Below are 24936 nucleotides of genomic sequence, written 5' to 3'. Positions count from 1 at the left end.
CGCTGCTTGGCCTCCGCCCGCAAACTGAGTTATCTTGACCTTGCATCAGTTTTCCTGAGGGTTCATGCGGCGGCTGCTCTTTCTCAACGGCATCAAGGCATTCGAAGCCGCGGCACGGACCGGCAGCTTCGCAGCCGCGGGGCACGAGCTCAACGTCTCGGCCGCCGCGATCAGCCGCATGGTGCATCTGCTGGAAGAGCGGCTCGGCGTCGCGCTGTTCGAGCGCAAGGCGAACCGGCTCGTCACCACGCCGGCCGGACGCGCCTATCAAGGCGGGCTCACGCCGATCTTCGACGCGCTGGCGAGCCTCACCGCGCAGGTCACGGCGTCGGCGAGCGCGCGGGTGCTGACCGTCGGCGTCGGGCCGACATTCGCGATGAAATGGATGATCCCGCACCTCGCGGAATTCCGCAGAGCCGAGCCCGACATCGAGGTGCGGATCACGACCGGCGGCATGGCGGTGCCGTTCGCCGACGACTGGAGCTGCGGCATCCAGCTCGGCGACGGCCAGTGGCCGGGTCTCGTCGCCGAGCCGCTGTTCGCCGCCGACCTGATGCCGGTGTGCACCGCGCGGCTCGCCAACAGCCTGAAGCGTCCCGCCGACCTCAGGGGGCCGAGCCTGATCCGCGTCGCGCATTCGCCCGACGACTGGCCGTCCTGGCTGAAGGCCGCGGGCGTGCCGCGCCTGACCGCGCGCGGGCCGGAATTCCAGTTCTACGGCCAGGCGCTGCAAGCCGCGGTGGACGGGCTCGGGATCGCGATGGGCATCCGGCCCTATATCGATGACGATCTCGCCGCCGGCCGGCTGGTGGCGCCGTTCGGGCTCAGCGTGCCGAAGGGGATGCGCTGGTATCTCGTCTATCGCGGCTTCCACGCCGAGCAGCGCGATTTCGCCGCGTTCCGGCGCTGGATCATCCGCGCCGCGGCAGAGCCCGCCGCCGGCCGCAAGGCGACGCGCAATGCCGGCTGAGACGATCGATACGCTCGTCATCGGCGGCGGCCAGGCCGGGCTCACCATGAGCCATCGGCTGAAGCAGCGTGGCATCGGCCATCTGGTGCTGGAGCGCGGACGCATCGCCGAGCGCTGGCGCAGCGAACGCTGGGACGGGTTGATGTTCCAGTTTCCGAACTGGTCGGTGCGGCTGCCGGAGTTCGCGTTTCCGCACGGCGATCCCGACGGATTCTCGGACACCGCTGCCATCATCGCCTTCATCGAGAACTACGCCGCGTTCGTCGCGCCGCCGATCCGCTGCGGCGTCGAGGTGACAAGGCTGCGCCGCGACGCCACGGGCTTCGTTGCCGAATTTGCCGGAGGCAGCATCGCCGCCCGCAACGTCGTGATTGCCACCGGCCCCTATCAGCGGCCGCTGCGGCCCGAACTGCTTGCCGAGCATCCCGGCCTGTTTCAGGTCCATGCCTCCAGCTACAAAAAGTCCGCGCAATTGCCGGATGGCGCGGTGCTGGTGGTCGGTGCCGGCGCCTCGGGGGCGCAGATCACCGAAGAGCTGATGCGCGCCGGCCGCCATGTCTTCCTGTCGGTCGGACGTCACAACCGCCTGCCGCGCCGCTATCGCGGCCGCGACCTGTTCTGGTGGCTGGCCGAGATGGGCGTCGACCGGACGCCGGTCGAGCAGCGCGGCCCGTCACGCCTGCTGCCGGTGATCTCGGGTGCCCATGGCGGCCACACCATCGATTTCCGCCGCTTCGCCGCCGCTGGCGTGACGCTGCTCGGCCGCGTGGCGGCGGCACGCGACGGCGTGCTCGAGATCGCGCCCGATCTCGTCACCAACATCGCCAATGGCGATGCCTACTACGCGACCTTCCTCGGGATCGTCGACGACTTCATTGCGGCTCGCGGCCTCGATCATCCCGACGATCCGGCGGCACGCATCCGCCTGCCCGACCCGCCCTGCCTCACCGCGCCGCTTGCGACGATCGACCTGCGCGCCGAGCGGATCGGCAGCGTGATCTGGGCCACCGGCTATGGCCTCGACCTGAACTGGATCGACATACCGGTGCTGGACGCCAATGGAACACCGCAGCACCGTCACGGCGTCTCCGACGTGCCGGGCCTCTATTTTCTGGGCCTGCAATGGCTGTCGAAGATGCGATCCTCGTTCCTGTCGGGCGTCGGCGACGACGCAGCTGATCTCGCCGATCACATCGCGGCGCGCGGTTCCTCTGCTCCGCGGAAATAAACCAGGCGCCTTGTGATCTGGTTCACATTTCGCGCCACGCGCTCGTGCTTCCTATGAGAAGGGCATCTCGAGGTCAGACATGATTTACAGCGGTTTTGAGATCAAGTCGTTCGAAGTGGGGAAGGGGCAATGGCACGCCAGGATTCAACGGGTCGATCAAAGGCCGGTCGTCATCGATGGCATGCCGTTTCCGATGCTCGACATCGGCTTTGCGTGGTCCGATCCGGATGCGGCGATCGCCGACGCCAAGAAAACTATCGACCGGTTCCCACAGCGCTATGGCATGACGATGCCGGCAACCGGCGCGTCGGCGTAACCGGCAACGTGGTGCTCGCCGTGGTCCCGCAATGCGAGACGGATCCGGTCTGGCCCGCGCAGGTCCGCACCAGCTGCCCGGAATGTGCCGCCCAGCTCTCGCTATTGCGCGTCATTCCCGGGCGCGCCGCCGAATACTGGACCATGCGCTGCGATGACTGCGGCGGTATCCATCTCGACATCGTCGACCTGCCGCGGGCCTGACATTCGCGACCGCGCCGGCTGCTGACACCCTGCTGTCAGCAGCCTCGCCGGCCGGCAAATCCAGGCCCCCCTTTGCCCTTTTCTCGCTGCCGGACTCGTCCCATATTCCGGCCATGGCGAAGACACCGAAGACTCCGAAAAAGCCCGGCAAATCCCCCAGATCCAAAGCACACCGGCCCGAGGTCCTGCCGATCGGGCCTGCGCTCGCCGAACTGCTCAATCCCGCGATCAACCGCGGCGATGCCGGCATGGGTTCGGGCACCGGCCTGCAGCCGCCGCCGGACAATTCATGGGACCGCCGCGCCGGCGGCGAGGCCGCCGCGCATCGCGCGCGGGCGTCGACCCGCGAGACCAGCGGAGACGTCGCCAGGCGCGACGCCACTGGCCTCGAGGAGGCCCCGCAGGCCAATTACGGCACCTCGGCCACCATCCCGACGCTCGATCCGGAACTGGCGCGGCAGCTTGGGCTGCCGACCGCCGGGGATGACGAGGACGCGCTGGCCCGGCCGCCGCGCAGCAAGATGGAGGCGCTCGGCGTCAAGGCGACCGCCGACGCGCTGGAAAACCTGATCCGCGACGGCCGCCCCGAATTCCGCAAGGACGACGGCTCGATGCGGGTGTGGACCCCGCACCGCCCGCCGCGCCCGGAGAAATCCGAAGGCGGCGTGCGCTTCGAGATCAAGTCATCCTACGAGCCCAAGGGCGACCAGCCGACCGCGATCGCGGAACTGGTCGAGGGCATCCAGCGCAACGACCGCACCCAGGTGCTGCTCGGCGTCACCGGCTCGGGCAAGACCTACACCATGGCCAAGGTGATCGAGGCGACGCAGCGCCCGGCGCTGATCCTGGCCCCGAACAAGACGCTGGCGGCCCAGCTCTATGGCGAGTTCAAGAACTTCTTCCCCGACAACGCCGTCGAGTATTTCGTCTCGTATTACGACTACTACCAGCCCGAAGCCTACGTGCCGCGGACCGACACCTATATCGAGAAGGATTCCTCGATCAACGAGCAGATCGACCGCATGCGCCACTCGGCGACGCGCGCGCTGCTCGAGCGCGACGACGTCATCATCGTCGCCTCGGTGTCCTGCATCTACGGTATCGGCTCGGTCGAGACCTACACCGCGATGACCTTCGCGCTGAAGAAGGGCGAGCGCATCGACCAGCGGCAATTGATCGCCGATCTCGTCGCGCTGCAATACAAGCGCACCCAGGCCGAATTCACCCGCGGCACCTTCCGCGTCCGCGGCGACGTCATCGACATCTTTCCGGCGCACTATGAGGACCGTGCCTGGCGCGTGAACCTGTTCGGCGACACCATCGAGACCATCGAGGAATTCGACCCGCTCACCGGCCACAAGCAGGACGAGCTCGAATTCATCAAGATGTACGCCAATTCGCACTATGTGACGCCGGCGCCCGACGCTGGTGCAGGCGATCAAGTCGATCAAATCAGAATTGAAGATGCGGCTCGACCAGCTCAACGACCAGGGCCGGCTGCTGGAGGCGCAGCGGCTCGAGCAGCGCACCACCTTCGACCTCGAGATGATGGAAGCGACCGGAAGCTGCGCCGGCATCGAGAACTATTCGCGCTATCTCACCGGCCGCCGCCCCGGCGAGCCGCCGCCGACGCTGTTCGAATACGTCCCCGACAACGCGCTTGTCTTCGCCGACGAGAGCCACGTCACCGTGCCGCAGATCGGCGGCATGTTCCGCGGCGACTTCCGCCGCAAGGCGACCCTGGCCGAATACGGCTTCCGCCTGCCCTCCTGCATGGACAACCGCCCGCTCCGGTTCGAGGAATGGGACATGATGCGGCCGCAGACGGTGGCGGTGTCGGCGACGCCGAGCGGCTGGGAGCTGAACGAAAGCGGCGGCGTGTTCGTCGAGCAGGTGATCCGCCCGACCGGCCTCATTGATCCTCCCGTCGACATCCGCCCTGCCCGCACCCAGGTCGACGACCTCGTCGGCGAGGTCCGCGCCACCGCGGCGGCGGGCTATCGCTCGCTGATCACCGTGCTGACAAAACGCATGGCGGAGGATCTCACCGAATACCTGCATGAGCAGGGCATTCGCGTTCGCTACATGCATAGCGATATCGACACCATCGAGCGCATCGAGATCATCAGGGATCTCCGCCTCGGCGCATTCGACGCGCTGGTCGGCATCAATCTGCTGCGCGAGGGCCTCGACATTCCCGAATGCGCGCTGGTCGCGATCCTCGACGCCGACAAGGAAGGTTTTTTGCGCAGCGAGACCTCGCTGATCCAGACCATCGGCCGCGCCGCGCGCAATGTCGACGGCAAGGTGATCCTCTATGCCGACGGCATGACCGGCTCGATGGAGCGCGCGATGGCCGAGACCACGCGGCGCCGCGAGAAGCAGGTCGAGTACAACGAGGCCAACGGCATCACGCCGGAGAGCGTCAAGAAGTCGATCGGCGACATCCTCAACTCGGTCTACGAGCGCGACCACGTGCTGGTCGAGATCGGCGATGGCGGCATGGCCGACGACGTGATCTCGATCGGGCACAATTTCGAGGCCGTGCTGGGCGATCTCGAAACAAGGATGCGCGAGGCCGCGGCCGACCTGAACTTCGAGGAAGCCGCCCGGCTGCGCGACGAGGTCAAGCGGCTGCGCGCCACCGAGATGGCCGTGGTCGACGACCCCACCGCCAAGCAGCGCAACGTGCAGAAGCAGGCCGGCGCCTATGCCGGCACCAGGAAGTACGGCGATGCCGCCAACCTGCCGGTCAGTGCGCTGAAGAACAAATCCGCGCAGACCTCGCTCAAGGCGAGCCGCGGCGGCAAGGCCGGCTCACGCATCCACAAGCCCGATCTCGACGAGATGCACGGCCCGGAATCGCTGCCCTTCCGCCCGAGCGGCCCGCTGCCGGCAAAGCCGTTCGGCACCACGAGCCGGATCATCCAGCCGACGGATTCGCGGCAGTCGGGGCCGGAGTTCGGCCCGTCGCCGCGGTCGAGCGGCGGGGCGCCGGGGAAACGGGGCGGGTGGAAGAAGCGGTAGATCATGACGCGCGCCGGGCTTCTCAGCTCAGTCGATCTCCGCTCCCGAAGGGCCGGCGAGCGCTACGGCTGGACGAAGAACATCACATAGATCGCGAAGCCGATCGCCAGAAACGACGCCACGACGGCAACCCAGTTGTACTTGATGCCGCGCGCCCGGATTGCGTTCTTCGCGAACAGCAGCACAAGCCCGAGGAAGATCGCCGCGAAGATCTTGCCCCAGAACAGCTTCAGAAGGTGCAGGTCCGCAAATGACATCCACGCCCACAATGGCTTGCGCTGAAGCCGAAGGCTGCCGCCGACACGGGGTGTTATCACGACAGCGATCGTCGTGGAAACGGAGGTCGCCGCAGCGACGCCACGGCTCGGCTCGCCGCCATAGGTCAGTGCGCGGTCGCTGACGAAGCCGAAGCGCCCGCAATAAGCGGGATCGCCGAGCACGACGCAGCCAGGACCCATTATCCCATATGCGAATTATTGCGCGCCGCTGGGGCCGCTGTCCCGTTCACAATCAACCGCGGTGGCTATGGGTCCTGGCCTTCGCCAGGACCACGGCGAGGATGTCGCCTCGCGCGCTACCCCGACCGCTTGTTGCTGGTGTTCTGGGTCAGGTTGCCGTGCGCGGCCTGCTCGCGGATGTTGTGCTTCTCGTCGTCGCGATGGCCCTTGGTGGTATCGAGGGGAACGCCGGGGGTGCTGCCGGGGCCCTTGTGGCTCTTGTTGTCGTCGGGAACGGGCTGGATGGTCTTTGTCTTTGGTTTCGTCATCATCGTCTCCGTTACGCAACAAGACAACGCCGCCCATACGGGCGGCGTTCCGGAAACGCGACGTTACAACCAGCCGGGCCTTACAGCTTCTCCTGGCGCGAGGGCTGCGCCTGTTGCTGTTGGCGTTCCTGCTCCTTGGCGTGATGACGGCCGTAGAGGCATCCGGCGGCCGCGCCGAGCACGCCGTGATGGCCGGCATAATGGCCGGCGACACCGCCGACAACTGCGCCCTTGATGCAGCCCTTCGCGTCGGCAGGCGAAGTTGCGGCTAGTGCACTGACGGCAATAATGGATGCGACAAGAATGGATTTCATGATGCAGCTCCAATGGAATTGTCAGGCATCAACGGCCGAGCCACCCTGCCGGTTCCGGCCGCTTCGCGGCAGAAATACGCTGCGCTCAAGCCTCGATCATGCTCTAAATGCCGCCGCATTGCGGACAGTGTTTTTGAAGATCATGCGGACATCACATATTGCCTTCCTCGCGCCGGCACTTGGCGCAGCGATCCTGTTCGTCGCCAGCCAGTTCATCTCCAGCCCAGCGCGCGCCGAGGACAGCGACCGCGCGCTGCTCGCCACATTCTGCGCGAGCGCCAACATCAAGGGATCGACCTGCACGCGGGCGAAATCCTATCCCGGCGGCCGGGCCTGCGACGTCAAGCTGACCAAGGAGCATTACGCCGGACGCTTCCTCGCCGCGGGCCGCGCGCTGCTGGTCGTGAACTATGAAAGCGAGTGCGAGCCGCACGCGACCGATTTCGGCGGCGTCGCGCTGTTCGAGCAGAACGGCACGGCCACGCGCTTTGCCACCCGTTTCTTGCTCTTCCTGCCCGGCGCGCAGGGCCACGACTGCATCGTGGTCCCCAAGGACGAGCAGCAGGATGCGCTGGTGTGCACGGTCGGTCACATGGGCCAGGGCATCCTCGAAAGCGCGGTGGCGCGGATGGAGTTTGCCAGGAAGGCCGGCAAGCGGATCGAGATCGCACCCGACTTTCTGATCAGGGCCGAGGATGCGGTCAGCGCCTATGGCGCCAACGTCGTGACATGCAACGAGAGACCGAAATATTTCGGTCTCTCCAACCTCGCCGCGGGCCCGCGCCGCTACACCGTCTCGGTCGACATCGACTATGCCGACGACGAGACCATCCGCACCGCCTGCGGCGAAGGCTTTCCGAAACCGAAGGAGCTTTACCACGACCTGCTGCCCGGCGAGGCCTTCGTGCCGGAGGGTGCCGAGAGGAAGAAGCGATTCATCATCGACCTCCTGACCGGCAAGGCCGCGCCAACGGATTAAAGGCCGCGACAGCGGACTGATTGCGATCAAGCGCGCCGCGACAGCGAGCCGGCGTCGTGCTCCGGCCGGCCCCGGAGGAGCTCAAGGCCTCGGCCGGCCTCAAGCGCCGGCTCACCGTCGCGCGGCGCGCGCTCAGATCGGCTATTTGGAGACGACGTCGGCGATCTTGTGATCCGACGGATTCACGATCAGCACCTTGTCCTGCATCATGGCATAGCGATAGGGCCGCACTGCGGGCACGTCGCGGCGCGCCTGGCGCGGCAATGGATGGGTGCTGACATTGGACGGCACGGCGGCGCCGACCGTCGCATCGAAGCCCGACGGCGCGGTCTGGTTCGAGGCGTGACTGCTGACGTCGTTCCAGATCGATTTCTGCTGGGCATCGGAGAGCTGCAACGTATCGCTCGCGGCGGACATCCTGTTGCCGGCATGACCGGACATCGGTTTGGCGGCGGCGGCGCTCACGCCCGACAACGCCAGCAGCGCGGCGACCGCAAGCGGTATGGCATTCTTCATGAGGAACTCCTGATAGCGGATGCGTCGCCCGTTGCAGTCCAACCGGGGGTCCGCGCGGAGGTTTCATTAATTCGGGGCCACCCGGCCCGGCGCGCTTCACGTCTTCGAGACGCGTTCCGTGCTGCACGACCGGCGTGCCATGTGCAATTTGCACCACAATACACGTCCTGGTTGCCGAACCTAATCGCGTTTCGCGCGTCAAACATGTGTTTGATTGTGGGATGCTTCGGTTCACAATGCGGGGCCAAGGCAAGTCACAGGGCAAGTCGAGGCGAGTCGGATGGAACCGGCGGAGTCGATCATGAGCGGGGATTTGAACCGGCAGCGCGTACTGAACTTCCTCGACGTCTATTATGCCGGCGGCATCGAGGGCGCGCTCGAGCATTGCAGCGACGACGTCGCGTTTCTCGCCAACGCCCCGGTCGACATTCTCCCGCATATGGGCCAGCACCGCGGCAAGCCCGCGCTGCGCCAGATGTGGACCACGATCCACGAACGCTATTCCGAGATGCGCTACGAGGCGCCGGTCGTGGTGGCCCAGGGCGACAAGGTCGCAGCCCAGCTCCGCGTGTTCTTCCGCAAGCGCGGCAACCGCCGCGTGGTGCAATTCGACGTCGCGGTGTTCTACACGCTGCGCGACGGCAGGATCACCGAGATCCGCGAGATCATCGACACCTACGACCTCGTCCAGCAGGTGCTCGAGCGCGACATCGCCGCGGCGCTGATCGGGCAGAACGCGGAGTAAGCTGCCGGAAGACCACGGCAGCGCATCCGCCCGCCCCGTCCCGCAAATTCCCCCGCCGGCGTTGAACCTCGACGGCTGCGCGCTGACTTAATCTCTGGGCTTGTTGTGGTCGGGGCTGGAATCACCATGAAAGTCGCATTGCTCGCCGTGCTTGGTCTTGCACTGGGCGCCCTTGGCGGCGCTGCGCTCGGCATCGGAGCCGGGCTCACCTGGATCGGAATGGCCAGAACCTCAGGTCTCGACAGCGGAACGCTGGTGTTCTTCACCTTCATGCCGCTCGGCGCCGCGATCGGCGGCGTCGGCGGCGCGCTGCTGTTCGCGGTGGTGGCGATCCGCGACACCGAGATCGTGATCGAACGGCAGCCGGTGCGGCAGCGCGACCGCTGAACTGCGGTGAATTGCGGTCACAAGCGGCCGGCGGTCACATTCCGGTAAGGACCGCTGCAATTGTGCATTGCAAAAAAGTCATTTGCGTTTTTGCCGTTCCGCACTATTTCAGCCGGCAATAGCGATGTGCAGCAACCTGGCAGGGCGTCGGCGCTGACCCCCTGCCATTCGTTTGCTTTGAAAATCCAGTTTCAGGACGAGACCAAAATGACAGAGCATAGCCTCTGGCGTTTTTCGCGCGCATTGCATCGCGCGATCAACGAACGCCAGCTTGCAGACATCGAGCCGCTGCTCGATGACGAGGTCGAATGGGCCATCTATGGACCGATCGACCTGTTTTCCTTCTTCGGCTCGCGCCGCGGCAAGGCCGCCGTGCTCGAGGTGATCAGGCAGATCGGCGAGAACCTCCGGGTTCACCGCTTCGACCGGGAGTCGATCATGCTCGGCGTGGATTCTGCGGCCTCGATGCTGCGCTATTCGCTGACTGCACTCGACTCCAACAAGCCGATCTCGCTCAGGATCGCGCATTTCGCGCAGTTCAGGTCCGGCAAGCTGACGAGCTTCCGCATGATGGTCGACAGTTTCGACCTGGTCGAGCAGACCGTCGGTTACCCGATCCATCTGCCGCGCATCGCGGTCTGACGGCTTCCCGATTTCACGCCTTCGTCATGTCCGGGGCCCCCTCCCCGGCAGCGGCGGCCGTTCAGCCAGCCCCGAACGGCCGTGCCCGGGGACGCGCCATGCGCGCTTCCGTTCGTCCCGGACATGACGATCACGCGTCTATCACTTGCTTTTCGCGGCGCCGTTGCCACAATTCTGCGACACGGCAAATCTATGCTGCGGCTCTGGAATTTGCGGGCTGGGAATGACCTCCACATTGCGATTTGGCTGGGCAAGGCTGCCGGTGCTGGCGGCCGGCTTCAGCATGGCGATCGCGCTTCCGGCCGCGGCGCAGAGCCCGCCATTGCAGATCACTCCCGCCGTCCAGAACGATGCCAGGGACAATGCCAAGGACAACGCGCAGAACGCCGCCGAGGCTGCGGCCGACGAGGCGCAGCCGGCGGCCGATGCCAATGACGCCGACCTCCTGAAGGACATCGACGAGAGCAAGCTCGACTGGAGCCAGCTCGACACCGATTCCACCAGCCTGCCCACGCTGGCGCCGAAGAACGCGGCCAAGCGCAGCAGTGTCGCCGGCAACGATCCGTCCTGGACCACCAATGCCAACGCCAACGGCTCCTCGGCGGTGTCGGTCAAGCAGTCGATCTCGCCGTTCCTCGACACCCGCATCGGCGCCGACATGACGGTCGCCAGGCAGGGCACGATGACGGCGTCGGAGCAATTGTCGGAGCGGCTCGCCAATGGCGGCAGCCTGCCGCAATCCGGCGGCTCGGCCTGGGCTTCGATGTCCGCGCCGGGCGTGGCTTCGATCTGGGACAAGACCTCGGTCGAGGCGCGGGTCGATCCGGGCGCCGACCAGAGCAAGGTCGGCACCTCCCTGAGCAAGTCGGTGCCGCTGTCGGAGCAGTATTCGCTGACGCTGCAGAGCGGCTACAACCTGATCCAGCAGGGTGTGGTCCCGGTGCCCGGCGTCGAGGGCCACGCGGCGCGCAGCTACGATACCGATCAGTCAGCACGGCTGTCCGTTAACGACACCGGCACCAGCTTCACCGCGGGCCAGACGCTGTCGACCTCCGACGACAAATGGCTGCGCCGGATCGGCGCCGAACAGAAGCTGTTCGACGGCGTCACCGTCTCGGGCTCGGTCGGCGAGACCGCACAGGGCACGACCAGCAAGAGCATCAGCGCCGGCTACAAGCGCTCATGGTGAACGATCTGTTAGCCCTGTCGCGCTAATGATCAGGCATTGCCCCAACTTGGCCCAGATGCGGTCAAATTCGGCGGCACTGATAGGTCCGTAACTTCATCAATTCGTCGTGCGGGGGACACGCCGCGCTTCGCTATTGCGAACCAGGGGAAAGCCGATGAACGCCACCAACCGGACCGAGGAAGCCACAGAGGCGACTTCCGAGGTCGACACCAACCTCGCTGCGGTCTCGGAGGTCGAAGCCGGCATCCGCGATTTCGTGCGCAACGACATTGCCTATCTGCGCCGGCCGGTGGCGAGCCCGGAGACCGCGCCGGCCGACACCAACGGCGACGCCACCGTCAGCAACGTCAACTCGCTGATCCAGCGCGTCGCCGGCACCTCGCTCGCCGAGATCGAGAAACTGATCGGCGAGCTCGAGAGCCTGCGCGACCTGCTGCATGCCGAGGGCCAGCGCGTCCAGCGCGAGATCTCCGGCTATGCCCAGCTCAGCCAGGCCGCGATGAAGTCGACGCGCATGATCGCCGACAACGTCTCGCAGTGGAAGCGCGCCGCCGACGGCCTGCGCAACAGCTGATCCCGAACGGTTTCCGACACTGACTGGCCGCCGCCTCCTGACCGGGAAGCGGCGGCTTCGCTTTGCGCACCTGCTTCAGCACAGAACGATTCGTTATCGTGCGCGAGATAAACTCCGCGACGTCAATTCTTGCAGAAACCGATTTCAACTTTAGATGCCGCGCCCGCGTCCAAATCCGGAATTGCAGTCCGGACCAAGGCATTGCGGGGCATCGATTTGGAGAAGAAATTCATGCAGAGCGTCCGGCCCGATAACGGCGACCCGATTCCGCTGCGCCAGCCGCGGCAGGGCATCGGCACGATCATGATCCGCTTCGTCGGCATCCTTGCAGCCGCGACCGTCGTGATGGTGCTGATCTGGAATCGATAATGGTCTCTGGAGAAGTGTGACGCGACCTGCCGGCAGATCACATGGAAGGACGCAAGCGCGCACCGGGCGCTCCGCGAGCGCCTGCGGTTACAGACGGCTAGCTCAGCGGTCGATGCTTGCGGTGGTCTCGAAGGAATAATTGCCGTCGGCAAAGCCCTTCACGACCAAGCCGGTCGCCAGCATCACCACCAGCGTTACCGTCGCGAAGATAATGCCGACGAGTTTCAGCGCGCTGCGATCTGCCATGGTATCCCCAGTCGTACTTGCCCGAATGTCCGTGCCCTCAAACCATAGAGCAGGGACAAAGGTTCAAAATGCGTTAGCAAAAAATGAGTTCCACGCAACGCACAACTCAGCCGGCAGCAGAACTAGCTGCCAACCATGGCGTCCGTGCAACATGAGAGGCGCGCGGGCAACATCAGGAACCGGGATTCCGGCGCGGCACGAAGGCGGTCGCGAGGAACGAGAACACCACCTCGTTGCGCTGATTGACGCCGGTATTGCGGGCCTGAAGGATGCCCCATTCGGGCCGCTTCTCGGACGTCCGCTTGGTCTCGACCAGGTTGGTGAAGCTGATGGTGTCGCCGGCCAGTACCGGGCGGATCCAGCGCAGTTCGCGGAAGCCCGGCGAAGGTCCCCAGACCGCGACCGTCTCGCCGCGCGCGGCGGCCTCCGCGGCGAGCCGCTTGCCGTCTGCGACCAGGAGCTTCATGCAGACGCTTGCGACATGCCAGCCCGATGCGGCAAGCCCGCCGAACAGCGAGTTGCGCCCCTCCTCCTCGTCGAGATGGAAGCGCTGCGGATCGAACTGCGCGGCAAAGCGCTTGATGTCCTCGGGCGTGAAGGTGAATGAGCCGAACTCGCGCCGCGCGCCGATCTCGATATCTTCAAAGAAACGCATTTAGCTGCTCGCACCGTTCCGGCGACTGATGATGATCGGCGACTCCATCTCGCACAGCATCTCGCCGCGCGCGTTGCGGATCGTGCCTTTGAAGGTGACGATGCCGGTCTCGGGCCGGCTCTTCGAGACGCGCGCCTCGACGACGTCGACGTCCAGCGTCAAATCGTCGCCCGGGCGCAGCGGCGCCACCCAGCGCATCTCGTTGACCCCGGGCGAGCCGAGCGAGGCGGTGCGGCCGATGAAGCCGTCGAACAGCATCCGCATCATCAGCGAGCCGAGATGCCAGCCCGAGCCGGACAGGCCGCGGAGCATGGACTTCTTCGCCGCCTCCTCGTCGAGATGCATCGGCTGCGGGTCGAATTCGGCGGCGAAGGCGAGGATTTCCTCGCGCGAAACATGGCGCGGCCCGAACGTGCCGAAGCGGCCGGGCTTGAAGTCTTCGAAGGTCAGCGTGGTCATTGGGTGAGGATAGCCGGAGGGAAGCCCGATTGTGGCCGTTATTTGCGGCAATCACAACCGGCCCACTCGCATAGCTCGCCCCTGGACTGCCGGCGCCCGGTCCGGGGCTCGCCACAGGCGAGACGGATGGGGTTCTGCGGTATCGATCCCGGTGGTGCGGAGGCGCTTTGGCGCCGTGACGAACCATTGGCCCGGCGAAGCGCCTCGTCCCGACGGACGCCTCCCCGCAGGCTCCCGGGATGAAGTGATCGCGCCGGGGGTGACGCAGTAGGATGAACGAGACGCGAATCATATTTCGGCTGGCCGGGAGAACCAATGATGTTCGATTTCCAGGATCTCTTTCAGTGGGACCGCTTCATCAGTCCCGGCCCCATTGAACAAGGAACCTAAAGAGAACGAAGGTAGTCGCGCTGAAAAACTGTTCACTGTCGGACGATATAACGTCAGGACTGGTAAGCTAATCGACGTTCCCCTTTTTGCGCCATCACCTCCACTAACGCCGCGCGAACAGAAAGAACTTCGTGCCGCGCAATCGAAGCGGGTAAGACAAGGCAAGGAAAAAGCCGCTCGTCATCGCAAGCTACGTATTGCTGCGCTTGAGCGCTTAGCTTCCCTTTGCCCAGAGCAACGGGCCGACATCAAGCGGCAGTTCAGGGTAGCGCGAAAAGGTAGGCGCAATCCATTCTATCAGGATTGGCTCATTGAACACCTTACGCAGATCGGATTGCTAACACCACAACGGCGCTAACTATTCGCCGCGCTCTCGCCGCCGCGCCGCCAACCCGTCCTCGGCGCTACAGATAACGGCAGACATCTTCAAATCTGTAACCCCGGCCCCAGCCATTGCTCTCCTAAGAACCGCATCACCTTTCAGCGGGAACATGCCGACACCATCGCGCGGATCATTCCACACACCCCAAACCACGTCGTTTGTCTCAAATATCGTTCTTACGTAGTCGCGGGCTTCGTCATTTGTTTTCTCCCGCATTGCTTCCGCGTGCTTATTGGCGACCAATATGTTGTTCTCGATCAACTTGGTCAGCTTTGCATCCGCATCGTCAGTCCCGACATTGTCGTCGTGGCGTGGCCTTTGAACACCCTCCGTGTTCTGCTTTGGCTCCTCAGACGGCTGATCTTTTTGCGACACTTGAGGTGGCGGCGGTTCGGCTAGCCCTCGCTTCGTGTGGGGGAAGGGAATGGCGAGACCTCTAGAAAGCTCGATCATGCCTGTCAGATATGCGGCATCAGCCCCCGACATTCCCGCTCCGATCAAGGTACTACGAATCGCGCCCAAGAACTGGGCTTTCTTCCACGACCCCATCTCGTGCTCGCGAATTACTGATCCGGCTGACGAGATGAGTTCATCCATCGAAGTAGGAGCACCTTCGGCCTTCATTCTGTTCAAGATTTCGTTTCTGGCTGCCTGGTCTAGCTGATCCAACATTCTCAATTGCAAGATGATGCTCGCAACTCCTTGGCCCATACGAACAGTCACGTACTTGGACGGCCCAGAAAAGAAACCCATGATCCAAACCTACAGAAGCAGAAGGTCACAAGCTCATTGCACAAAAATCTTTCTGGCGAGACACCGATTGCGTAGCTCAGCCCGCATGGTGTCGATGCTGGTGCCCGCTGGCTGAGAATAAGCAAAATCGATGACCTCCTTGACCAAGCGGATGGACGTAGGATCAGTCATCCCTTGCATAAGCGATTCTGCTTGCGATCTCGGCACTCCTTGCGTCCGAGCGAGCAGAGTCACTGAGGACGCTTCGCTCATTGCGGTACAGTAGGATGGAAGATCTTTGAATGTCATCTGCGGAAATGCGGATGACGATGTGCAACATAGAACGATAGCTACGACGGCCATGCCTTTCATTAGCTTCCCCGTATTCTAAGCTCTGTAAGCATTATAGAGATTTTGGCCGATTTCTTTGGCCGCTTTGAAAGTTGCCGGATCGACCATCGGTTTCAACATAGACACCGCGTGGATAAATCGATTGGACGCCTCTTTGTCGTCCCACCCACATCCTTGGGTAAAGGTGAACATTTCGCGGATATTAACAAGCTTGCCGCTGGCTCCCCGCGAAACATCATATTTCGCGGCGTCCAGAATTATCAGTGCCAGTCTTTGTTGATTAGGATCGCTATTCCATTTCAGCGCACTAAACAGACCAAACATCGACCTCTCGCAGATTCATGTTGTTCAGCCAATCGCGTTCAAGCTCAGTTTCTCCGGGCATCTAAGAATCCACGCAACTTGTTCTCCACGAAAAAATGAGGACGCCAGTTGTTGATCAACTTGCCAACAAGAAAGCTATCAACGGCGCCAAGTGCAACGCTAGAGCCTGGAATTGCCATGTCCGAGAAAAATCCGGCAGCACTAAAAAGCCCAAACCGCGCGACTTTTACCGGCAGAGCTTCCAGCCAACCGCTCTTGGTCTTTTCTCGCAGCATCTCTTGAATCAAGTCCTTGTCGGGATTCTGTTCGTTCAGCCATTTCTTGAATGAGCTTGCGCTGCCGAGCAACTCAATGAATTCGCGAGGCGTCCGCTCACCGCTGTTTATGACCTCACGAACCGTGGGCGCATCCAACGAAACGAAATCATATACGGCTCTTGGCACTCTATCGGTCTGCGCGGCAGCTCCGATTGCCTTGCTGAGTATCATTTCAACGATGCGGCGATTGCCTTCGTTTCCGATAAAGGCGGCGTTATGCTCAGCTGCCAGAGATATATCGAGGCGTGCATCACCTACGGCTGGGAAAAGATGATTTGGCCCTAAGGTCGGCTCAGTAGCCAATACGAACTGGCGAAGGCGCTCGAAATCTATGTCGGTATGGATGGCAAACTTGTTCTTGTCGGTTGGAAAAATCCGCGCACTGAATTTACCTATTTCGCTAGGTGGCACGCCCAATCTTTCCAAGCTCATCCGTGCAATCGCATTTGCAAAAGCTGGGTCAGATAAATCATCGACAGCCTTAACAACTAAATCTCCGTTCTCATCAGGCTTCCTAAACGACAAGTGTTTGCTCAAACGGCGAACGTAGCTTCTAGCTTTTCCTCGATCTCCCAAAGAACGCCCGAGTTGAAGGAGCATCGCGTCGGCGGGCCGTTGAATCGGTCCATGCTGCGGGTCCGACACGACTCGAAACATCGTAAAAAAGTGCTGGCGGAGTCCACCTGTGCTCTCTGAGAATAGTACCGGCGTATCGGGCATGAAGCTTGCTGAAACATATCCGCGCTCCAACATCTCAATGAAGTCATCAAGAAATCCGTTCTCCGTGAACAGCCGGAGCGTGCCTAGATCGAGCACAACATGAGTTTTTGAGAAGAATAAGAGGGCTTCGCAGAGGACGCCCACATCGAGCCGAGCATCGGCTCCGACGGGGGTGCGAATTATGCAGTTGCCGAGCACGAACAATATCCTTGGGCGATTTGCCGTAAGTGGAAGTCCTACGAGCTGCTCAGCACCCGCTTGGCGCGCTCATTGGCAAGGACATTCGCCCTCTGCCCTCTGGTGCATCTTAGACGAGCAGATGAGTCGGCTCCACCACCGCAGCGATATCTCCCTACAAGAGCCTGAATATAGCCGCTATTTTCGGCAATCCGTTAGGTGCGCACCCGCCTCAACCGAAACAGTAAGTCTTTGATATAACACACACTTTTCTATTATGGTGGGTGTGATTCTGACCAGCTAGGGGGATTTCTTCAAATGTTTCAATGGCATGACCTCTGGCAGTGGGACCGCTTCATCACGCCCACGATCATCAAGACATTCTACTGGCTGGTGATCGCGGTCATCGTGCTGTTCGGGATCTCCGGCATCCTGTGGAGCCTCACGGCAATGGCGATCAGCCCGTTCGTCGGCTTCATCCAGCTGCTCGCGTCGATCGCCAGCGTCTTCGTCGGCATCGTGTTCTCGCGCATCGCCGCCGAATTCATCCTGATCGTATTCCGGATCAACGAGCATCTCGGCGCGATCCGCGACCGGGACGGAGGCATGCACTGAGGCCAGTCGCCGGGGTAATTGGATTGGGACTGAACTGCGGGCTTGATGAATTAGCAAACAGCCTTGCCGCCCGGCCGTGGTTAATCCGAAGTAGCGCCCCCGCGCAAATGCCAGCGAAATTCCGGCAGGGATCTTAAAGCCGCTCGCGTATCAGCCTTTCGCATTGCGCTTGAGACCAACGCGGGGGCGTCGTGAATTCGAGGAATGGTTTTATTGCCGTGAGGTCGGCCGGCGGGCCGCGCTTCACGACCGAGGATATTTTATGGGCTGTCGGCATCTGGTCGGTGATCCTGACCCTGGCGCCGGTGATCGTGTTCTATCTGCTGATGGTGGCGTGAGGCCACTCGCACCGTCATTGCGAGGAGCTCGCGACAAAATTGCGAAGCAATTTTGCGCTGAAGCGACGAAGCAATCCATCGCTCCGCACATGCGGTGAGATGGATTGCTTCGCGGAGCCTGTCATCGGGCGCGCGTTCGCGCGACCCGTTGGCTCGCAATGACGGGCCGACAAAAAACGCGCGAGAGACGCGCGTTCTTTCCGGTTCGAACCAAAGCGGCGTTGTTACGCCGCCTGCTTGTGCATCGTGCCGGACGCCGACGCCGTGCCGCGGATCGCCTTGATCGAACGTTCGATCGCGGCCCACAGCCGGTTGATCTCGGCGGCGGCACGGCCTTCCGCATAATATTCGCGAGCGCCTTCACCCTGGCCGAGCGCCATCAGAAGATCGGCGCGGTTGGTGATCTGGCCGCTCCACACCGGTGCGCGGAATTTCGCCAGCGCTTCGCGGGCGATCGCGACGATACGGCTCTCAGCATTGTCACGCTGCGCCGGCGCGCCGTTGATCACGACAGCATAGGGCTTGCGCATCGAGCGGCAGGTCTGGATCGTTTCCTGCACCGCGTTGACGTCGAACACGCCAGGCCGCGCCGGAATGATCACCATGGTGGCGTTCTTGATGGAATCGTCGACCACGGCCGACAGGTTCGGCGGCGTGTCGATGAACACCCACTCGATGCCGTCGCGCTTGGCTTGGGCAATGATGCCGCTGACCGAGTTCACCGCCGTCTTGATCGCCGGTTCGTTGGTGCCGCGCAGCTTGTGCCAGAGAGTCAGCGAGCCCTGCGGATCGGCATCGATCAGCAGACAGGGCTTCGTTGCCTTGTGCACTTGCGCGGCGAGGTGAGCAGCCAGGGTACTTTTTCCCGAGCCCCCCTTACGCGAAGCGAAAACAATCACGTTCATACGTTGGCCTCCAGATTGACCCCAGAAGGCGAAAATGAATCAGCACGCTGATTCGCGAAAGAAAAAATTTCTTGCAATCCGCAAAGTGGCCAAGATTACCGGTGCATTTTGCTTTTTGAGTCACACTGCGCTTATGACGCAACCGAAAATGGAAGCGCTAAGCGTTTGATTTGACTCAAGGCCTAGCGCTTTTCGGCAGCCTTGGCGCGTTCGCGCTCGATCCATTTGCGCTCGATCCAGCCGAGCAATCGCGCCGTGGGTTTCTGCAGGAACGGGACATCCTGCGCGAACAAAAGGAGTCCGAGCGGCAGCATCCAGAGTCCGAGCACCGGCAGGAAGCTGAAAATGCCACCGATGATCAGGAAGATCGCGAGTGGAATCCGCACGTAGCGCGATGACGGCTTGCGCAGCCACGCGACGAAGCGCGCCGGCTTTTCCGGAAGCTTTGCTTCGAACCAGGCGAAGTGCCGGTCGATCTCTTGCTGGTAGGTATCGCTCACGCGCCTCACTCCATCCGTTCCACAAGCGGGAACGGATTCTGCAAACAACACAAGCCCCACAGATGATGCTGCGTGACAGCGTCACAAGGCGTCAGTCTGTCGCGCATGACGGTCTTGAAATCGCAGCCTCGCGATCCAACGCGCGTTTTTCGCACGAAGCGTACGCAGGTTCGCGTGAAGACAATGCGCCAAATGAAAGGCGCTGGCGTGCGCGCGATGGGACCGGATCAGCGAGCGGATTTCAGTCCGTGGACTTCTTCGCCTTTTGCAACCTGGTGACCTTGCGCTTGGCAGGCCGCCGCTCGGCACGCTCGCTCGTCTCACGCGGCTCAGGATCGGCGCGGAAGAACACGCGGCAGGCCGGCGAGAGTTGGTCCTTGTTCCTGATCATGCAGGCCGTGATGCGATCGACGTCGGGAATCTCGGGGCCACAGAGCCGGAATGCATCCGGCGTGCAGGCCTGCTGCTGGTCCGGCGTGTAGCCTTGGCCGTTGGCCGGCGCCGCAAGGGCGACGGCTGATATCAGCGCAAACGAAAAACTCCTTAAACCGGCGGTCCCCATGCGTCCCCCCAAGGTGCCACGAAGGCGTCGTCGTTTCGCCAAGTGTGGGTGATGCCCCGGGGAAGTGCAAGCAGGCGAGATGACACGCTAACGGCGAGAAGGAAGATGGCAGGCAACCTTGCGATGGCTCGATCTTGCGATGGATAGGTCTTGCGATGGCTCGAACTTGCGACGCCGCGTTGGATGATCGTGTCGATGGTACAGTTGGGTGGGTACTGCCAGCCGTCAGCTTCAACGTTGATAAGCCTAGAGAATTTCGCCTTTCGCAGGGGCCTTTTGTATCCGGGTTTTGTATCCGCGTAAACCACACTCTCCCGCCGAGCGTAGGTGGTGAGGGCCAGTGGAGCGCGCTGCCGACGACATTCCGACGAGGTACGCGACCCGGCTTTGGGGCGCCTTGATGAGGCGACCATCGCGTCCCGCAAGCTCCGAAGGTTGGACCCAAGATCAACTTTGTTGCCCGCGGCGTGGTCCAAAACCCCGACAGAACGCTAATGGTGAACCTACCGCTTCCTCCGACACGCCGGACAAGAGGAAGAATATGAGACCATGATCACAGGCTACTTCCTTGCTCGACTCACCGTCTATGTCGACCGGGCACCCCATCCCGTCACCTAGCAAGACCACTAAGGCAGTCCCTCGTGGACCGGCCGCACCTGGCTCGTCGAAGAGCTTTCCCGCATATCCCCGAACCCGCAAAAAGTTTGGCAGGATCTTGCGCCATCCGCGTCCTTAGGATCTAACAGCTGTAAGTTGAGATTCAGGGGGCATTCATGGGCAGGCCTAAGGCACTAAGGGCAATCGATCTGTATTCTGGAGTCGGGGGCTGGTCGCTCGGGCTGAAGATGTCTGGGATCAAGGTGGTTGCCTCCTACGAGCGGTCGGCACTCGCAAATCTCACCAACCGAAAGAACAACCGGCATCGCACCCACACCGTGAATCTTCGCGAGTTCGACTTCGCTTCTTTACCAAAGGATGTCGACGTTGTGGTGGGTAGTCCACCCTGCATTGAATTTTCCTTCGCAAACCGTGGTGGCAACGGCGACATCTCGGACGGCTTGAGGGACATCACCTTGTTCTTTGAGGTCGTCAGTCATTTGAAGCCGCGTTTCTGGGCAATGGAGAACGTACCCCGCGTATCACAGATCATAGAGCAAGAACTTAGGCCGCGCGGTAAGCTCCGACGGTTCAGCAAGCTCCCTATGTCGATCGAAACGTTCAACATGGAGGAGTTCGGGCTGCCCCAGCGGCGCAAACGATGCATCGTCGGCAACTTCGATTTTGAACTCCTGCGAAGCTATTCCACCGCGCTGGCATCACCCACATTAGGTGACGTGGTAGCTGCCCTCGGCAAGCAGCGAGTAAGAGATCCACTCTCCGGTCTCGCAATGCCGAAGAACGAACTTACGGAACATTACACTGAGGAACCGCTTGACGAAGAAGAAGTGCGGATAAATCGATCGAGCAAGCTGCTTCACCCTGTCTACAACGCGATGCCATTCCCTGATAGATTGGACCGCAGCGCCCGCACCATCACAGCCACATGCACCCGCGTAGGGCGTGAAAGCATCGTTATCCGGAATGAGGCTGGAGAGCATCGTCGGCTAACCCTCCGCGAACGGGCATCCCTCCAAGGTTTCCCGATCACGTTTGAGTTCTTCGGCCAGCGCTACTCTGAAAAACTGCGCATGATCGGCAACGCAATGCCGCCGTCATTTTCATTTTACATCGGCGCCGCCATCCGAGGTGAGGAGAACCCTCCATCGATCAGGAAAGCATTCGAGACCCACAAGCCTCCTCAAGAGAAGCCGCCCATAACGCTCCCGGATCGGCCTGCTCGTAGATATCGCTGGAACCGAACGTTCCGCTTTTCCATTCCCGAGTTGAGGCTCAAGAGCGGCGTGCGGTTTGAGCTGGTAAATTCTGTAGAAGAGGACGCTGTTGTATGGGCCGTTTCCTTCTATTTTGGAACATCAAAGTCCATTCACGAGGTTCACCTAGATGATAGGTTGCTCAAGAAACTGCTGCGCAGGTTGCCACGCAAATATAGCGATGCAATAAACTCCGAGTTGTCTGAGGTGCGCTCGTATCTCAAACAGGCTGATCCGATCCAACTTCAACGTGTCTGGACGCACACTGGCCCTAGCTCGGTTCGACCATTCGAACTTTTGGATCGGCTGAACGCTACTGCTGCGACCGTTAAGGCCCTGCTGCTTCCCAAAGCGGCTCTCGCGGAAGAAATCCTGTCGGAGACGATTGAGACCGCTGGGACTAAAGTCAAAGGCAAGGACAAGCTCTTGAAGAACGCGATCACCATCTTGGCTGGGCTCATCGTAGGCTCATCCGCGAATGTGTGCCTGTCTCGGGCCACACCAACAACGTTTGGCCGTGCTTCAGGCGGACGCAAACGCGCCACCGGGTAAAGGATGACCGACCACCTCTCTATTGAGGACAGAAGCTGCGTAATCCGAAGCAAGCCGGCCACTGATTCCGACGCAACCCGGCCACCGATTCCGACGGAAGTCGGCCACCGATTCCGATCGAAGCCGGCCACCCTGTTGAGACCGGCCTGACGCTCTCGAAGACGGCGATCGAATCGCGGACCAGCCCCCCTTTGCGGCCGAGCAAGGGGAGGTCTGATGCCCGCCGAGAGAGCGCCGATGCGGAAGGTTCGAGAAGTTTTGAGACTGCGGCACGCCCTTGGCGTGAGCGAGCGGCAGATCGCCGTCACCGTCGGCATCAGCCGATCGACGGTTGGCGAGTATCTGCGGCGGGCTGCCGTGATCGGCATCACCTGGCCGGTGCCGGAAGGGATGGACGACGGCGAGCTCGAGCGCCGGCTGTTCACGCCGCCGACATTCGAGGAGAAGCCGGCGCGGCCGTTGCCCGACTGGACGGCGGTGCACCGGGAGCTGAAGCGGCGCAGCGTGACGCTGCTCTTGCTGTGGGAGGAATATCGCGCGGAGCACGCGGACGGCTATGGCTACAGCCGGTTCTGCGATCTCTACCGGAAATGGAGCGAGACGATCTCGCCGACCATGCGGCAGGCGCATGGGCCTGGAGAGAAGCTGTTCGTCGACTTCGCGGGCGACACGGTGCCGGTGTTCGACGCCGCTACCGGCGCGCAGCGGCTGGCCCATGTCTTTGTCGCCGTGCTGGGAGCATCCAACTACACCTTTGCCGAGGCGCGCTGGTCGGAGGGGTTGGCTGACTGGATTGCGGTGCACGTCAATGCTTTGCGGGCGATCGGCGGCGTGCCGAAGGCGATCGTCTGCGACAATCTGAAATCCGGCGTCACCGCCACCTGTCGCTATGAGCCGGGCATCAACCGCACCTACCAGGAGCTGGCCCAGCATTACGGCACCGCGATCCTGCCCACGCGTCCGCGCAAGCCGCGCGACAAGGCGAAGGTGGAAGTGGCGGTGCAAATCGTCCAGCGGTTTGTGCTGGCGAGGCTGCGGAACCAGCGCTTCTTCTCGCTTGACGAACTCAACGCGGCAATCCGCGAGGCGATCGCCGACCTCAACGCCAAGATCATGCGCAAGCTCGGCGTGAGCCGCAATGAGCTGTTCGCGCAGATCGACAAGCCGGCGCTCAAAGCCCTACCGCCGATGCCGTATCAGTATGCCGAGTGGAAGAAGTGCCGGGTCGCGCCCGACTATCACGTCGAGCTCGCCGGTCACTACTACTCGGTGCCCTCACGTCTGATCCGCGAAGAGCTCGAGGCGCGCATAACACCGACAGGACGATCGAGATCCTGCACAAGGGCATCCGGGTGGCCAGCCACGCCCGCTCTGACGTGCCCCATCGCCACACCACGATCCCGGAGCACATGCCGAGCGCGCACCGGCGCTATGCCGAATGGACGCCGGCGCGGATCAAACGAGAAGCCGCCAAGATCGGCCCCGCCACGATCGCTCTCGTCGAGGCGATCATGAGAGCCAAGCCACACCCCGAGCAGGGCTTCCGGGCTTGTCTCGGCATTCTGCGGCTCGCACGCAGCTACGGCTCGGCCCGCATCGAGGCCGCCTGCCAGCGCGGCAACGACATCGGCGCGACCACCTACGGCTCGATCAAGTCGATCCTGCAGCACGGGCTCGATCGCGCCTACGCGAATGAACAGCCGCCGGACGGGCCACCAATCCGACACGGCAACATCCGCGGCACCGATTACTACCACTGAAGAAAGGAGAGACGATGTTGACACATCCCACTCACGAGCGCCTCGTCGCGCTCGGGCTCAATGGCATGGCGAAGGCCCTCGACGAACAGCAACGACAGCCTGACATCGCCGCGCTGGCCTTCGAGGAGCGCCTCGCGCTGCTCGTCGACCGCGAGGCGACCGAGCGCGAGAACAAGCGCCTGGTCGCCCGGTTGCGGTTCGCAAGCCTCCGGCAAAACGCCGTCGTCGAGGATATCGACATGAAGGCGCCGCGCGGACTCGACAAGCCGCTGTTCCAAAAGCTCGTCGCCGGCGAGTGGATCGACCGGCATCAAAACCTGCTCATCATCGGCCCGACCGGCGTCGGCAAGAGCTGGATTGCTTGCGCCTTGGGCCACAAGGCCTGCCGGGACAACCGCTCCGTGCTCTATCAACGGCTGCCGCGGCTGTTTGAGGCGCTCGCCCTCGCGCGGGGCGACGGCCGCCATGCTCGCCTCCTCAGGACCCTGGCGCGCGTGGAACTCCTGATCCTTGACGACTGGGGGCTTGCCTCGATGACGGCCGAGCAACAACGCGACCTGCTGGAGATGATGGAGGATCGCCATGGCCGCGGCTCAACCGTGGTGACAAGCCAGCTCCCGGTCGAGCATTGGCATGAACTCATCGGCAACCCAACCATTGCCGACGCCATCCTCGATCGCCTCGTGCACAACGCCCACAGGCTCACCCTCAAGGGCGAGAGCCTGCGCAAAGCCGCCGCCAAGCGTCAGACGCTTGACGACGAGGCCGCCAACTGACCTGATGACGACGTCGTCGCGAGAGCCCGCCTCGGCAGGCGGCCGGGATCATCGGAATCCCCGGCCGGCTTCCATCGGT

28 protein-coding genes and 2 pseudogenes are annotated in these 24936 nt (G+C 62.5%); 17 read left to right on the top strand and 13 right to left on the bottom strand.

Annotation, left to right across the window (positions count from 1 at the left end; genetic code table 11):
• Positions 1–64 precede the first annotated feature (64 nt).
• The 5 genes and pseudogenes from ACVILL_RS21590 to uvrB all read left to right on the top strand — a co-directional run bounded on the left by ACVILL_RS21590 (position 65) and on the right by uvrB (position 5744).
• Entirely contained in the window at positions 65–970 is a 906-nt protein-coding gene (locus ACVILL_RS21590; protein ID WP_456730884.1) for a LysR substrate-binding domain-containing protein, read from the top strand.
• Positions 960–2198 carry an NAD(P)-binding domain-containing protein gene (locus ACVILL_RS21585; protein ID WP_456730883.1) on the top strand — a complete coding sequence of 413 codons (1239 nt, stop codon included), beginning with the start codon at positions 960–962 and terminating at the stop codon, positions 2196–2198. Before ACVILL_RS21590 ends, ACVILL_RS21585 begins: the two co-directional genes overlap by 11 nt.
• Positions 2199–2277: 79 nt before the next feature.
• Positions 2278–2514, top strand: a complete 237-nt coding sequence (locus ACVILL_RS21580; RefSeq protein WP_456730882.1) for a hypothetical protein — start codon at positions 2278–2280, stop codon at positions 2512–2514.
• Between the two features lie 20 nt (positions 2515–2534).
• A complete protein-coding gene (locus ACVILL_RS21575) occupies positions 2535–2717 on the top strand; it encodes a hypothetical protein (RefSeq protein WP_456730881.1) in 183 nt (60 codons plus the stop codon).
• A 113-nt stretch (positions 2718–2830) separates the two neighbouring features.
• Positions 2831–5744 (top strand): annotated as a pseudogene (gene uvrB, locus ACVILL_RS21570) (excinuclease ABC subunit UvrB).
• Between the two features lie 62 nt (positions 5745–5806).
• On the opposite strand, the gene ACVILL_RS21565 reads toward uvrB, so the two are convergent.
• From ACVILL_RS21565 to ACVILL_RS21555, 3 genes are all read right to left on the bottom strand, one after another.
• Entirely contained in the window at positions 5807–6202 is a 396-nt protein-coding gene (locus ACVILL_RS21565; protein WP_456730880.1) for a hypothetical protein, read from the bottom strand.
• Positions 6203–6318: 116 nt separating this feature from the next.
• On the bottom strand, positions 6319–6510 hold the full coding sequence (locus tag ACVILL_RS21560) for a hypothetical protein (RefSeq protein WP_246667805.1): 192 nt from the start codon (positions 6508–6510) through the stop codon (positions 6319–6321).
• 80 nt (positions 6511–6590) lie between these two features.
• Complete coding sequence (locus tag ACVILL_RS21555) at positions 6591–6824, bottom strand: hypothetical protein (protein WP_456730879.1); 234 nt, start codon at positions 6822–6824, stop codon at positions 6591–6593.
• 142 nt (positions 6825–6966) lie between these two features.
• Here ACVILL_RS21555 and ACVILL_RS21550 point away from each other — a divergent pair, with 142 nt between their 5' ends.
• Entirely contained in the window at positions 6967–7803 is an 837-nt protein-coding gene (locus ACVILL_RS21550) for a hypothetical protein (RefSeq protein ID WP_456730878.1), read from the top strand.
• 141 nt (positions 7804–7944) lie between these two features.
• Here the strand turns inward: ACVILL_RS21550 and ACVILL_RS21545 are convergent, their stop codons facing one another.
• Complete coding sequence (locus tag ACVILL_RS21545; protein WP_456730877.1) at positions 7945–8319, bottom strand: DUF1236 domain-containing protein; 375 nt, start codon at positions 8317–8319, stop codon at positions 7945–7947.
• Positions 8320–8620: 301 nt separating this feature from the next.
• Between ACVILL_RS21545 and ACVILL_RS21540 the strand changes: the two genes are divergently transcribed.
• From ACVILL_RS21540 to ACVILL_RS21515, 6 genes are all read left to right on the top strand, one after another.
• Positions 8621–9064 carry a nuclear transport factor 2 family protein gene (locus tag ACVILL_RS21540; RefSeq protein WP_456730876.1) on the top strand — a complete coding sequence of 148 codons (444 nt, stop codon included), beginning with the start codon at positions 8621–8623 and terminating at the stop codon, positions 9062–9064.
• 126 nt (positions 9065–9190) lie between these two features.
• On the top strand, positions 9191–9451 hold the full coding sequence (locus ACVILL_RS21535; protein ID WP_456730875.1) for a hypothetical protein: 261 nt from the start codon (positions 9191–9193) through the stop codon (positions 9449–9451).
• Positions 9452–9658: 207 nt separating this feature from the next.
• Positions 9659–10093, top strand: a complete 435-nt coding sequence (locus ACVILL_RS21530; protein ID WP_456730874.1) for a nuclear transport factor 2 family protein — start codon at positions 9659–9661, stop codon at positions 10091–10093.
• 223 nt (positions 10094–10316) lie between these two features.
• A complete protein-coding gene (locus ACVILL_RS21525) occupies positions 10317–11282 on the top strand; it encodes a hypothetical protein (RefSeq protein WP_456730873.1) in 966 nt (321 codons plus the stop codon).
• A gap of 154 nt (positions 11283–11436) precedes the next feature.
• On the top strand, positions 11437–11856 hold the full coding sequence (locus ACVILL_RS21520) for a hypothetical protein (RefSeq protein WP_456730872.1): 420 nt from the start codon (positions 11437–11439) through the stop codon (positions 11854–11856).
• Between the two features lie 231 nt (positions 11857–12087).
• Entirely contained in the window at positions 12088–12225 is a 138-nt protein-coding gene (locus tag ACVILL_RS21515; RefSeq protein ID WP_456730871.1) for a hypothetical protein, read from the top strand.
• A gap of 102 nt (positions 12226–12327) precedes the next feature.
• Here the strand turns inward: ACVILL_RS21515 and ACVILL_RS21510 are convergent, their stop codons facing one another.
• The 6 genes from ACVILL_RS21510 to ACVILL_RS21485 form a co-directional block, all read right to left on the bottom strand.
• Entirely contained in the window at positions 12328–12471 is a 144-nt protein-coding gene (locus tag ACVILL_RS21510) for a hypothetical protein (RefSeq protein WP_024584466.1), read from the bottom strand.
• A gap of 172 nt (positions 12472–12643) precedes the next feature.
• Positions 12644–13126 (bottom strand): MaoC family dehydratase, encoded by a 483-nt coding sequence (locus tag ACVILL_RS21505; RefSeq protein ID WP_456730870.1) that lies wholly within the window; start codon positions 13124–13126, stop codon positions 12644–12646.
• On the bottom strand, positions 13127–13585 hold the full coding sequence (locus ACVILL_RS21500) for a MaoC family dehydratase (RefSeq protein WP_456730869.1): 459 nt from the start codon (positions 13583–13585) through the stop codon (positions 13127–13129). It lies immediately after the preceding gene.
• A 748-nt stretch (positions 13586–14333) separates the two neighbouring features.
• A complete protein-coding gene (locus tag ACVILL_RS21495) occupies positions 14334–15110 on the bottom strand; it encodes a hypothetical protein (protein ID WP_456730868.1) in 777 nt (258 codons plus the stop codon).
• Positions 15111–15476: 366 nt separating this feature from the next.
• Positions 15477–15764, bottom strand: coding sequence for a hypothetical protein (locus tag ACVILL_RS21490; RefSeq protein ID WP_456730867.1), 288 nt, complete (start codon positions 15762–15764; stop codon positions 15477–15479).
• Between the two features lie 44 nt (positions 15765–15808).
• Positions 15809–16999, bottom strand: coding sequence for a hypothetical protein (locus ACVILL_RS21485; protein WP_456730866.1), 1191 nt, complete (start codon positions 16997–16999; stop codon positions 15809–15811).
• Between the two features lie 297 nt (positions 17000–17296).
• Between ACVILL_RS21485 and ACVILL_RS21480 the strand changes: the two genes are divergently transcribed.
• Both ACVILL_RS21480 and ACVILL_RS21475 read left to right on the top strand, forming a co-directional pair.
• Entirely contained in the window at positions 17297–17593 is a 297-nt protein-coding gene (locus ACVILL_RS21480) for a DUF4282 domain-containing protein (protein WP_456730865.1), read from the top strand.
• 191 nt (positions 17594–17784) lie between these two features.
• Positions 17785–17931 (top strand): hypothetical protein, encoded by a 147-nt coding sequence (locus tag ACVILL_RS21475; RefSeq protein WP_456730864.1) that lies wholly within the window; start codon positions 17785–17787, stop codon positions 17929–17931.
• Positions 17932–18155: 224 nt separating this feature from the next.
• On the opposite strand, the gene ACVILL_RS21470 is transcribed toward ACVILL_RS21475, so the two are convergent.
• The 3 genes from ACVILL_RS21470 to ACVILL_RS21460 form a co-directional block, all read right to left on the bottom strand.
• Positions 18156–18836 (bottom strand): AAA family ATPase, encoded by a 681-nt coding sequence (locus ACVILL_RS21470; RefSeq protein WP_456730863.1) that lies wholly within the window; start codon positions 18834–18836, stop codon positions 18156–18158.
• A 182-nt stretch (positions 18837–19018) separates the two neighbouring features.
• The gene (locus ACVILL_RS21465) at positions 19019–19345 is read right to left on the bottom strand and encodes a hypothetical protein (RefSeq protein WP_456730862.1); all 327 of its coding nucleotides are present in this window, start codon (positions 19343–19345) and stop codon (positions 19019–19021) included.
• 232 nt (positions 19346–19577) lie between these two features.
• Positions 19578–19898 carry a hypothetical protein gene (locus ACVILL_RS21460; protein WP_456730861.1) on the bottom strand — a complete coding sequence of 107 codons (321 nt, stop codon included), beginning with the start codon at positions 19896–19898 and terminating at the stop codon, positions 19578–19580.
• A 773-nt stretch (positions 19899–20671) separates the two neighbouring features.
• Between ACVILL_RS21460 and ACVILL_RS21455 the strand changes: the two genes are divergently transcribed.
• From ACVILL_RS21455 to istB, 3 genes and pseudogenes are all read left to right on the top strand, one after another.
• Positions 20672–22321, top strand: coding sequence for a DNA cytosine methyltransferase (locus ACVILL_RS21455; protein WP_456730860.1), 1650 nt, complete (start codon positions 20672–20674; stop codon positions 22319–22321).
• A 216-nt stretch (positions 22322–22537) separates the two neighbouring features.
• Positions 22538–24081 (top strand): annotated as a pseudogene (istA, locus tag ACVILL_RS21450) (IS21 family transposase).
• A gap of 14 nt (positions 24082–24095) precedes the next feature.
• Positions 24096–24857 carry an IS21-like element helper ATPase IstB gene (istB, locus tag ACVILL_RS21445; protein WP_456727991.1) on the top strand — a complete coding sequence of 254 codons (762 nt, stop codon included), beginning with the start codon at positions 24096–24098 and terminating at the stop codon, positions 24855–24857.
• Positions 24858–24936 lie beyond the last annotated feature (79 nt).

It is taken from the genome of Bradyrhizobium sp. USDA 3364 (genome assembly GCF_054056355.1).
This window is presented reverse-complemented; position numbering and strand designations above follow the sequence as displayed.

Coding starts and splice junctions, on each gene's coding strand:
- ACVILL_RS21495 (WP_456730868.1), bottom strand. CDS start 15,110: ATGGGTTTCTTTTCTGGGCCGTCCAAGTACGTGACTGTTCGTATGGGC.
- ACVILL_RS21505 (WP_456730870.1), bottom strand. CDS start 13,126: ATGCGTTTCTTTGAAGATATCGAGATCGGCGCGCGGCGCGAGTTCGGC.
- ACVILL_RS21535 (WP_456730875.1), top strand. CDS start 9,191: ATGAAAGTCGCATTGCTCGCCGTGCTTGGTCTTGCACTGGGCGCCCTT.
- ACVILL_RS21470 (WP_456730863.1), bottom strand. CDS start 18,836: ATGAACGTGATTGTTTTCGCTTCGCGTAAGGGGGGCTCGGGAAAAAGT.
- ACVILL_RS21455 (WP_456730860.1), top strand. CDS start 20,672: ATGGGCAGGCCTAAGGCACTAAGGGCAATCGATCTGTATTCTGGAGTC.
- ACVILL_RS21500 (WP_456730869.1), bottom strand. CDS start 13,585: ATGACCACGCTGACCTTCGAAGACTTCAAGCCCGGCCGCTTCGGCACG.
- ACVILL_RS21490 (WP_456730867.1), bottom strand. CDS start 15,764: ATGTTTGGTCTGTTTAGTGCGCTGAAATGGAATAGCGATCCTAATCAA.
- ACVILL_RS21520 (WP_456730872.1), top strand. CDS start 11,437: ATGAACGCCACCAACCGGACCGAGGAAGCCACAGAGGCGACTTCCGAG.
- ACVILL_RS21540 (WP_456730876.1), top strand. CDS start 8,621: ATGAGCGGGGATTTGAACCGGCAGCGCGTACTGAACTTCCTCGACGTC.
- ACVILL_RS21480 (WP_456730865.1), top strand. CDS start 17,297: ATGTTTCAATGGCATGACCTCTGGCAGTGGGACCGCTTCATCACGCCC.
- ACVILL_RS21580 (WP_456730882.1), top strand. CDS start 2,278: ATGATTTACAGCGGTTTTGAGATCAAGTCGTTCGAAGTGGGGAAGGGG.
- ACVILL_RS21530 (WP_456730874.1), top strand. CDS start 9,659: ATGACAGAGCATAGCCTCTGGCGTTTTTCGCGCGCATTGCATCGCGCG.
- istB (WP_456727991.1), top strand. CDS start 24,096: ATGTTGACACATCCCACTCACGAGCGCCTCGTCGCGCTCGGGCTCAAT.
- ACVILL_RS21565 (WP_456730880.1), bottom strand. CDS start 6,202: ATGGGTCCTGGCTGCGTCGTGCTCGGCGATCCCGCTTATTGCGGGCGC.
- ACVILL_RS21515 (WP_456730871.1), top strand. CDS start 12,088: ATGCAGAGCGTCCGGCCCGATAACGGCGACCCGATTCCGCTGCGCCAG.
- ACVILL_RS21525 (WP_456730873.1), top strand. CDS start 10,317: ATGACCTCCACATTGCGATTTGGCTGGGCAAGGCTGCCGGTGCTGGCG.
- ACVILL_RS21510 (WP_024584466.1), bottom strand. CDS start 12,471: ATGGCAGATCGCAGCGCGCTGAAACTCGTCGGCATTATCTTCGCGACG.
- ACVILL_RS21585 (WP_456730883.1), top strand. CDS start 960: ATGCCGGCTGAGACGATCGATACGCTCGTCATCGGCGGCGGCCAGGCC.
- ACVILL_RS21590 (WP_456730884.1), top strand. CDS start 65: ATGCGGCGGCTGCTCTTTCTCAACGGCATCAAGGCATTCGAAGCCGCG.
- ACVILL_RS21460 (WP_456730861.1), bottom strand. CDS start 19,898: ATGGGGACCGCCGGTTTAAGGAGTTTTTCGTTTGCGCTGATATCAGCC.
- ACVILL_RS21550 (WP_456730878.1), top strand. CDS start 6,967: ATGCGGACATCACATATTGCCTTCCTCGCGCCGGCACTTGGCGCAGCG.
- ACVILL_RS21545 (WP_456730877.1), bottom strand. CDS start 8,319: ATGAAGAATGCCATACCGCTTGCGGTCGCCGCGCTGCTGGCGTTGTCG.
- ACVILL_RS21560 (WP_246667805.1), bottom strand. CDS start 6,510: ATGACGAAACCAAAGACAAAGACCATCCAGCCCGTTCCCGACGACAAC.
- ACVILL_RS21555 (WP_456730879.1), bottom strand. CDS start 6,824: ATGAAATCCATTCTTGTCGCATCCATTATTGCCGTCAGTGCACTAGCC.